4 protein-coding genes are annotated in these 2,457 nt (G+C 71.2%); all 4 read right to left on the bottom strand.

Annotated features, from left to right (window positions below; all coding sequences use genetic code 11):
* Positions 1 to 196 (bottom strand): hypothetical protein (locus IQ216_RS13360; protein ID WP_193815860.1); only part of this gene is annotated, 196 nt, incomplete at its 3' end.
* Entirely contained in the window at positions 189 to 626 is a 438-nt protein-coding gene (folB, locus tag IQ216_RS13355) for a dihydroneopterin aldolase (protein WP_193815859.1), read from the bottom strand. The genes IQ216_RS13360 and folB, both read right to left, overlap by 8 nt.
* Entirely contained in the window at positions 623 to 2,002 is a 1,380-nt protein-coding gene (locus IQ216_RS13350; RefSeq protein ID WP_193815858.1) for a glutamate-5-semialdehyde dehydrogenase, read from the bottom strand. The genes folB and IQ216_RS13350 overlap by 4 nt, the downstream gene beginning before the upstream one ends.
* Positions 2,003 to 2,009: 7 nt before the next feature.
* Positions 2,010 to 2,457: ROK family protein (locus IQ216_RS13345; protein WP_193815857.1), on the bottom strand; the 448-nt coding region annotated here is incomplete at its 5' end.

Below are 2,457 nucleotides of genomic sequence, written 5' to 3'. Positions count from 1 at the left end.
GCACGCTGTGCTCAATCCCGGCCCGGGTGAGGGCCGCTGAGAGGTTGTCCACCGCCAGCAGATCCCCCAGGGTGGCGCCGCGGGGCCAGCTGCCCCACCAGATCAGGGCGATCGGTCCGCAGCCCTGGGGTTGCAGCCAGGGCAGGCCTTGCAGCCATGCCTGCCCCCGCAGCCAGTGGCCGAGGCGATCAGCCATGGGGGAACCCCGCAGCTCCAGATGCGCTCTCAGCGGCGGCGGGCCAGCGGCGCTGGCGCCGCACGGCCACCTGGCCGCCGAAGCCGGGCACCGGCGGCGAGCACTTGCGCAACTCCAGCTGGATCGGCACGGCGCCATAGAGCTGCTCAGCCCGCTCGAGGATGCGCTCGCTGAACTGCTCCAGGGTGAGGCAGACCGTGGCGCGGGCCAGCTGCTGCAGGGCCGTGATCAGGAGGCTGTAGTCGAGGCTGGCGGCCAGGTCGTCCTCGCGGGCGGCCCGGCTCAGGTCAGCCGCCAGGGTGAGATCAAGCTCAAACCACTGGCCCAGCTGCCGCTCCTGCTCCAGCACTCCCACGTGGGCCCAAAGCCGCAGGCCGCGGACCAGGATCTGATCCCCAGGGGCAACGGCGCCCTGAACCGTGGCGCTCACAGCGGCAGGGCCCTGTGGCTGAATTGCCGCTCGCCACTGGCGTAGTCGGCGGCGGTCTGCCCCTGGCCGCGCAGGCGGTAGCGGTAGGTGATCAGACCCTCCAGCCCCACCGGCCCCSGGGGCGGCAGGGTCTGGGTGCTGATGCCCASCTCGGCGCCGARGCCGTAGCGGAAGCCATCGGCGAAGCGGGTGCTGCAGTTCAGAAACACACCGGCGCTGTCGACACCGGCCAGGAAGCGGTCGGCGGCCTGCTCGTCGGCGGTGCAGATGGCCTCGGTGTGACGGGAGCCGTAGCGGCTGATGTGCTCCAGGGCGCCATCGAGGTCTTCCACCACCTTCACCGCCAGGATCAGATCGGAGTACTCGCAGCCCCAGTCGTCCTCGCTGGCCGCCACGGCCACTCCGAGGGCCTGGCTGGCCGCATCGCCACGCAGCTCCACCCCGGCTGCCGCAAAGGCCGGCAGCGCCAGGGGCAGAAAGCGGTCGGCGATCGTCCGATGCACCAGCAGGGTTTCAATCGCGTTGCAGGCGGCTGGGTAGTGGGTTTTGGCATCCAGAGCCACCCGCAGGCTGAGCGCGCAGTCGGCGGCGGCATCCACGTAGAGATGGCAGACACCGTCGGCGTGGCCCAGCACCGGAATGCGGGTGTTGTCCTGGATGAACCGCACCAGGGCGTTCGAGCCCCGGGGAATGATCAGGTCCACCAGCCCATCGAGTTTCAGCAGGGCCAGACTTTCCTCACGACTGGTCAGCAGGGCCAGGGCCTCGGGCGCCACGGCGCTGCGGGCCAGGCCCTCCTGCAGGGCGTCGAGGATGGCGGCACAGCTGCGGCTGGCCTCACGGCCGCCCTTGAGGATGGCGCCATTGCCGGAGCGGATCGCCAGTGAGGCGATCTGCATCACCGCATCGGGGCGCGCCTCGAAGATCACGCCCAGCACGCCGAGGGGCACGGTGATCCGCTCCAGCACCAAGCCCTGATCGAGCTCGGTGTGCAGCTGACGCTGGCCGAGGGGGTCGGGCAGCGCCGCCACCTGCCGCACCCCTTCAATGGCAGCCTCGAGCTTGGCCGCATCGAGCTTCAGCCGGGCCACGAGCGCCGGCGCCAGCTGATCGGCGGCGGCGGCCTCCAGATCGGCGGCATTGGCGGCCAGGATCGCCTGCCGGGAAGCCTGCAGCGCCTCCGCCATCGCCAGCACCGCCTGCTGGCGCTGCCCATCGGAGCACTGGCCCAGGTCCATGGCACTGCGCCGCACCGTGACCGCCCGCTGCAGCAGCTCAGGGCTGGGATCGGGAACAGCTGCAGCTGCGGGCGAAGCAGCACGGGACGAATCAGCCGTGGACGAGGCCGCAGGAGAGCTGGAGACGATGGAGGTCATGGCTCCATCATCTCAATCCGCCGGGCTGCAGCCGCTCGAAGGCCAGGCGCGCCGCCCCCAGCCGGCCGGCGCCGTTGCCCAGGGCACAGCGTTCAATGCGCAGATCATGGCGGCTCACGGCCAACACCCGCTCCTGAACCTGCTCCCACACCGCCGGCAGAAAGTGGTGGCTGGCGCCGCTGAGGCCGCCACCGAGCAACACCAGCTCCGGGGTGAGCACATAGAGCAGGGAGCAGAGACCGATGCCGAGCAGGCGCCCATAGCGGTGCCACACCGCCAGGGCTTCGGCATCGCCGGCGTCGGCCAGACGGCAGAGCTCCCGCGGATCAAGCGGGCTCAGTCGCGCCAGGCCGGCGATGCTGCAATAGCTCTCCAGGGATCCCCGGTTGCCGCTGTTGCAGGGCGGGCCATCGGGCTGCAGGCCGATCAGACCGGGCTCGGCGGCCGCGCCGGCG

This window comes from Cyanobium sp. LEGE 06143 (assembly GCF_015207535.1).
GTDB lineage: Bacteria > Cyanobacteriota > Cyanobacteriia > PCC-6307 > Cyanobiaceae > NIES-981.
The sequence above is the reverse complement of the archived record's forward strand: the minus strand, read 5'-3'. Positions and strand labels throughout refer to the sequence as shown.